Genomic DNA, 2,140 nt, shown 5'->3' with positions numbered 1-2,140 from the left:
TCCAACGGTCTTCTTCTCGGCTGTTGCCCTCGCGGCCACTGTCATCTTCTGGCTGTGACCAATGAGTCCTGACCCTACGGCTCTGCGCAGCGAGAGCCGATGAGGGAATGCGGGCAGCCTTACGGCTGCCCGCATTAGCTCACTTGATCACAATGGACGTACTGTAGGTCGGATAGGGCGAGTACACGCCGGTATCCTGAATGAAGAATTCACGCCCGGCGCCGAGCTGGCCCAGGTTGATCGTCAGGCGGACACCCGTGACGGTTTCACCCGAACGGCAGGTGCGATAGCTCGACGTGCAGAGGCTCGTCGTGGTCGTGTTCGGAAAAATCTGCTGGCCGCCGAGGCGGTAGATGCGGTTACGGCCTCCGACGAAATACTCGACTGCGGTGACTGTGACGGGCGGGCTGGTGTAAGTGTTGGTGGTGGTTGATTTCCCAGATGCCGGCTCGAAGCGTCCGCTTGCGTCCTGGGTCAGTTCCGGCTGAGGGCGAAATGACACCCTAAGACGATCGGTTCGATGGATGGGCTATGGAGGTGACGGCATCTCCCGCCAGACGCTCTACCGTCACGTCACGCCCAAGGGTGAGATCAGGCCCGACGGTGAGAAGCTGCTGGCGCAGCGCGCCCGCTGACTCAAATTCGTTAACCTCAGTAACGTAGACTCTGACCGCATTCAGGCGAACCGCAGCCATGGGAGACGGCTAATGTTAAGCGCCATCACTTCGCGATCGAATTTGATAGATACCGTCGCGCCGCTTCGGCGTCCCTCGTCAGCGTCGTTCAACGCGGCTCTGGATCAGGCGACCACCGCTAATGTGTCTTTCGACACGGCCAGCATCTCCGACAAAGCCAAATCGATGAGCGCCCGACCGGCAGCACCTCAGTTTGGCAGTGACTATTTCAATAATTGGCCCAATATGACGCGGGATGAGTTGAAGAAGCAAATTGCGAAAGATGCCGACGCGATTAGCGCCTCTCAAGGTCTCCCAAGTGGTCAATACGACTTTAAAAGCCTTACACCGGGCCAAGCGCAAGTCGTGATCAACAACTTGGGCCAAAATCTAGGGGTGAAGAGCGATGATCTGCTTGGCATCAGCGGCAATCTCGGCCGAATGTCAGTCGACGACTTCACGCCACACGACATGACGGACGGTTTGGCGGAGGCTGCCGATTTTGAGCAAGCTCGAGGTAATGGAGCTGGTGCTTCTATGCTCAAAGCTTCTCTCGCAGTAATCACCAAGTTCTCTGCGAAGGTCGCGGCCCCCGATCCGACAAAGCTCTATCAATCCCTTACGGCTCTGCGCAGCGAGAGCCGATGAGGGAATGCGGGCAGCCTTACGGCTGCCCGCATTAGCTCACTTGATCACAATGGACGTGCTGTAGGTCGGATAGGGCGAGTACACGCCGGTATCCTGAATGAAGAATTCACGCCCGGCGCCGAGCTGGCCCAGGTTGATCGTCAGGCGGACACCCGTGACGGTTTCACCCGAACGGCAGGTGCGATAGCTCGACGTGCAGAGGCTCTGCGTTGTCGTGTTCGGAAAAATCTGCTGGCCGCCGAGGCGGTAGATGCGGTTACGGCCTCCGACGAAATACTCGTCTGCTATTACCGTGACGGGCGGGCTGGTGTAGGTGTTGGTGGTGGTGGATTTACCGGATGTCGGTTCACTGAGCCCGCTCGCATCCCTTACAGTCGTGATCGAAATCTGTGCCTGAGCCGCACCTGCAAAGCCAGCGCTACCAACCAGCGCGGCTGCGATGAGCAGAAACTTCTTCATTAAACCCTCCCGTCTGTGCCGAAGCAGATTCGCCCGACCGCCATCGAATAAGGTCATTCGAACCGAGATTGAAGTCCCCGTCGGAAGAGATATTTTGCTTGGTCACTTTCACCGGCGTGTCATATAGACGTTACAAACAGGAGATCCTTCATTGTGAGGGCGAAACGTTCCTGTCACGTCGTCATATTAGGTAAGGTCCACTGACGAGCAATGGAATCGGAAAATTTTCTCTGCTGGCAAGTGGCTTGGTTCTTATGGTCTTAGATGCATAAACTGATCAGATACGGTGGAAATCCATTCCAAACGCCTGCTTGTTTCAAAGTGGCTCCGGTGTGTCTCGCCTTCACTGCTACCAGCTT

The 2,140-nt window shown here is 56.7% G+C and carries 3 protein-coding genes; 1 reads left to right on the top strand and 2 read right to left on the bottom strand.

Annotation, left to right across the window (positions count from 1 at the left end; all coding sequences use genetic code 11):
* Positions 1-139 precede the first annotated feature (139 nt).
* On the bottom strand, positions 140-502 hold the full coding sequence (locus tag AC07U4_RS24795) for a DUF4879 domain-containing protein (protein WP_495197601.1): 363 nt from the start codon (positions 500-502) through the stop codon (positions 140-142).
* 205 nt (positions 503-707) lie between these two features.
* Here AC07U4_RS24795 and AC07U4_RS24790 point away from each other — a divergent pair, with 205 nt between their 5' ends.
* Positions 708-1,322, top strand: a complete 615-nt coding sequence (locus AC07U4_RS24790; protein ID WP_495197600.1) for a hypothetical protein — start codon at positions 708-710, stop codon at positions 1,320-1,322.
* A 36-nt stretch (positions 1,323-1,358) separates the two neighbouring features.
* On the opposite strand, the gene AC07U4_RS24785 is transcribed toward AC07U4_RS24790, so the two are convergent.
* On the bottom strand, positions 1,359-1,781 hold the full coding sequence (locus tag AC07U4_RS24785) for a DUF4879 domain-containing protein (protein ID WP_495197599.1): 423 nt from the start codon (positions 1,779-1,781) through the stop codon (positions 1,359-1,361).
* Positions 1,782-2,140: the final 359 nt, after the last annotated feature.

The sequence above is a fragment of the Sphingomonas sp. GW821-FHT02B09 genome, from assembly GCF_059421875.1.
The sequence above is the reverse complement of the archived record's forward strand: the minus strand, read 5'-3'. Positions and strand labels throughout refer to the sequence as shown.

Bases quoted from the DNA above. Each gene is read 5' to 3' on its own strand.
- AC07U4_RS24790 (WP_495197600.1), top strand. From the start codon at position 708: ATGTTAAGCGCCATCACTTCGCGATCGAATTTGATAGATACCGTCGCG.
- AC07U4_RS24785 (WP_495197599.1), bottom strand. From the start codon at position 1,781: ATGAAGAAGTTTCTGCTCATCGCAGCCGCGCTGGTTGGTAGCGCTGGC.